The 3,931-nt window shown below is 72.2% G+C and carries 2 protein-coding genes and 1 pseudogene; 2 read left to right on the plus strand and 1 reads right to left on the minus strand.

Annotated features, from left to right (window positions below):
* Both GT354_RS45745 and GT354_RS45750 read left to right on the plus strand, forming a co-directional pair.
* Positions 1–1,493, plus strand: a 1,493-nt coding sequence (locus GT354_RS45745) for a cation-translocating P-type ATPase (RefSeq protein ID WP_161363401.1), incomplete at its 5' end; no start/stop codon positions are given.
* Between the two features lie 96 nt (positions 1,494–1,589).
* On the plus strand, positions 1,590–2,159 hold the full coding sequence (locus GT354_RS45750; RefSeq protein WP_161363403.1) for a Uma2 family endonuclease: 570 nt from the start codon (positions 1,590–1,592) through the stop codon (positions 2,157–2,159).
* Positions 2,160–2,166: 7 nt separating this feature from the next.
* Here the strand turns inward: GT354_RS45750 and GT354_RS45755 are convergent.
* A pseudogene (locus GT354_RS45755) lies at positions 2,167–3,931 on the minus strand (molecular chaperone Hsp90); the annotation flags it as partial.

The raw sequence follows: 3,931 nt of genomic DNA on the forward strand, positions 1-3,931 counted from the left end.
GGGTCGACGTGGTGTGCCTGGACAAGACCGGAACGCTCACCGAGGGCGGCATGAACGTCGCCGAGGTGCGCCCGCTCGACGACCGCCTGCCGATCCACGACGCGCTCGGCGCGCTCGGCACCTCCGACCCGCGGCCCAACGCGAGCCTGCAGGCGATCGTGGACGCGTGCCCCGCGCCCGAGGGCTGGCCGGTCACCGATGTCGCCGCGTTCTCCTCGGCCCGCAAGTGGAGCGGGGCGAGCTTCTCCGGGCACGGGACGTGGCTGCTGGGCGCCCCGGATGTGCTGCTCCCGGACGGCCACCCGGTACTCGCCGACGTCGACGAACTGGGCGCGCAGGGCCTGCGGGTGCTGCTGCTCGCGACGGCCGACACGCTCGGCGACGACGCGGGGGCCGCGGCGCACCCGGCCGCGCTGGTCGTCCTCGAACAGCGGATGCGCCCGGACGCGGCGAAGACGCTGCGCTACTTCGCGGGGCAGGACGTGGCGACCAAGGTCATCTCCGGCGACAACGCCCTGTCGGTCGGCGCGGTCGCCGCCAAGCTCGGCCTCGCGGGCGCCGAACACCCGGTCGACGCGCGCAAGTTGCCGCAGGACCGGGCCGAACTCGCCCGGGCCCTGGAGGACGACACGGTCTTCGGCCGGGTCACGCCGCAACAGAAGCGGGCGATGGTCGGGGCGCTGCAATCGCAGGGCCACACGGTCGCGATGACCGGCGACGGCGTCAACGACGTGCTCGCCCTCAAGGACGCCGACATCGGCGTCGCGATGGGCTCGGGCAGCGGCGCGAGCCGCGCGGTCGCGCAGATCGTGCTTCTGGACAACAGTTTCGCGACGCTCCCCTCGGTGGTCGCCGAGGGCCGCCGGGTGATCGGCAACATCGAGCGGGTCGCGAACCTGTTCCTGACCAAGACGGTCTACGCCCTCCTGTTGTCTTTGCTCACCGGCGTGGCCGGCGTGGTGTTCCCGTTCCTGCCGCGCCACCTGACCCTGGTCGGGTCGCTGACCATCGGCTTCCCGGCCTTCGTGCTGGCCCTGGCCCCCAACACCGAGCGGGCCCGCGAGGGCTTCGTGCCGCGGGTGCTGCGCTTCGCGATCCCGGCCGGCGCGGTGGCCGCGTTCGCGACCTTCCTGTGCTACTGGTTGGCCCGCCTCAACGACGGCTCGAACCTGGACCAGGACCGCACCTCGGCGGTGATCACCCTCTTCCTGGTCGCCACCTGGATCCTGGCGATCGTCGCGCGGCCGTACAGGTGGTGGAAGATCGTGCTGATCGCCGCCATGGTCGCGGCCTTCCTGCTGACCCTGTACGTCCCGTTCCTGGCCGACTTCTTCGCCCTCCACCCCCAGGACCAGGGCAACAACGGCACCGCGGTGGGCATCGCCGCGGTCGGCGCCGCCCTGCTGGAACTGGGGTGGCGCGTCTCGGGCTGGGTGGAGCGCAAGCAGGACCGGACCGACGATGCCCGATCCGAGGGACACTCGAACGAGTGATGAAGGTCGAAATGCCCGCCCCGCGACCCGGTGGCTTTCCACAATCTCCGGAGGCACAAGACAGTGACTCGTTCCCAGGACCCCGAGGAGACCGCCATGACCCTCGCAGTGGAGACACGGCAGCGCACCCTGGCCGAGATCCGGGACGACTTGAACCTGCCGAAGAATGTTCGGGCAGAGATCATCGGGGGCCAGATCGTGATGTCACCCGCCCCGCGGTTGGGGCATGCAGGCACTCTCAGCCTCATCCAACGGCAGGTGGAGGACGCCTGTCCGGACGAATACCTGGTCGTCCAAGGCGGCGAGATCGTCTGCGCCGTATCCGACGCGGTGCTGATCCCCGACCTGTGCGTGGTGCCCTGGGAAGCGATCACCGACGACCTCGTGCAGGCCCCCACGAACATCGTCGAACTCGTCTGCGAAGTGACCTCGAAGTCGACCAGGCGCCAGGACCTGGCCGACAAACGGGCCATCTACGCGGCCGAGAGCATCCCGTTCTACCTCCTCGTGGACAGGCTGACCGCGTCCGTCGAACTCTGTTCGAGTCCCAAAAAAGGTGTCTACCGGAGCACCGAGACCGTCTCCTACGGGGAGTTGATCCCCGTCCCCACCCCATTCGGATTCACCTTGGACACGACCCGGTTCCCGGACCACCGCTGGTCCTGATCCTTCGTCACACCCCGTCGAAGTCGCGTTCGGTGGCGAAGTGGGCGGCGTTCTCGGGGTGGGTGAGCAGTTGTTCGACCTCGAACCGGCGGTGCCACTCGCCGGCGGCCCAGGCCAGGCCGCGGGCGACGCCCTCGAAGGTGGTCGCGTGGACCCGGCCGTCTACGTAGCGCCAGTCGGCGTCGAGTTCGGTGTCGTCGGGGCCCGAGACGACGAGTTCCTCGTGTTCCCAGTACTCCTTCGGGGCGTCCGGCATCGCCGCCAGCACGTCGGCCGGAACCTCGTGCACCGTGCCCTCGGACAGCACCTTGCCCGGGATCGTCTCCGACAACAGGGGTACGTCCAGCAGGTCGGCCAACGCCTCCGCGCGGTCCGGCCGGACCGGCAGCAGGACGTGCGACGAGTCGTTCGCGAGCAGCGCCGCCAGGTCGGGGGCGTCGCCCACGAGCGCGTCGGCGATGTCGTCGACGGTCATCGCGCCGGCCGAGACGCCGCGCAGCTCGGTCGGCGCCGAGATCCGCTCCGGGGCCACCTCCGCCAACGCCGTGTACAGCGCCCGCAGCTGATCCCGCGTCACGGGCCGTTCCGGGTCCGCCAGGCGCTCCAGGAGCTCGTCCGGGCCGTCCGGGTCGGCCAGCAGCGCCGGAAGCGTCGTACGCACCCCCAGGGCCGTCAGGAACACCGGGTCGAGCGTCGCCCGCACCTCGTCGTACAGCCCGTGCAGCAACCGGTCGCCGTCCGCCGCGAGCAGACCCGCCGGACGCCGGCCGTCGAGCACCGGGTGCCCGCGCAACCACCATGCCGTGTACGACGGCACCCGCGCCCGCCCGCCGTCCGGCAACAGCACGTGCGCCGGCTCGACCACCGCGGTCCGCAGCGGCGGCGTCGCGACCACCTCCAGCGCCTCGTCCCACGCGTCGTCGGCGACCAGGTCCAGGTCGCGCACGGCGGTGAAGGTCGCCAACACCGGCGGCACGCCCTGGTCGGGCAGGTGGTCCAGCACGTCGTCGAGCCAGTCGTCCTCGCCGTCGAGGTCGTGGTCGCAGCCGTCGTGGTCCAGCACCACGTCGTCCTCCCGGAGCAGCCCGAACGTGCCGAGCACGCCGACCGCCTCCAGCACGTCCTCGCCCCAGCGCTCGACCAGGTCCGGGTAGACGATCCCGAGCGCGTCCGGCTCCACCACCGCCGCGATCCGACTGCCCGGCAACATCAACTCGCCCGCCGGGACCGCGTCGCCGTCCACGTCGGGCAGCAACAGCGCGGCCAGCCACGGCTCGTCGCCGGGCCCGACCCGCGCGGCCTTGACCAGTTCCAGGATCGCGTCGGCGATGTCGTCGCCGTCCTCGCTGTCGGCCACCGCCGCCCGCACCGCGGGATCGGCGAGCACCGCGCGCGGCGTCGCCCGGATCGCGCCCAGGCGCTCCAGGAGGGGATGCGTCACGTCGGGGTGCGCCACCCGCAGCCGCAGCACCTCCAGCGCCGCCAGGTCGGGGCTGTCCGGGCACGGCAGCAGGATCCCGCGCGGCCCGCGCACGATCCGACCGTCGGCCAGCGGCACCGGCAGTGCGCCGAGCGCGTCCCGCTCCGCCGGGTCGAACGCGTCGTACAGGTCCTTCCACCACGCGGGTTCGCGGTCCATGCCCGCGAGGTGGTCCACCACCTCGGCCAACGGCAGCCTGCGCACGCCCAGCACCCGCAGCGCCCGGCTGCGCTCCAGGCCGGCCGGGAGCAGCCCGGCGATCACCGGCGCGAGCGCGTCGACCAGCCGGGGC

The sequence above is a fragment of the Streptomyces sp. SID3343 genome, assembly GCF_009865215.1.
Lineage (GTDB): Bacteria > Actinomycetota > Actinomycetes > Streptomycetales > Streptomycetaceae > Embleya.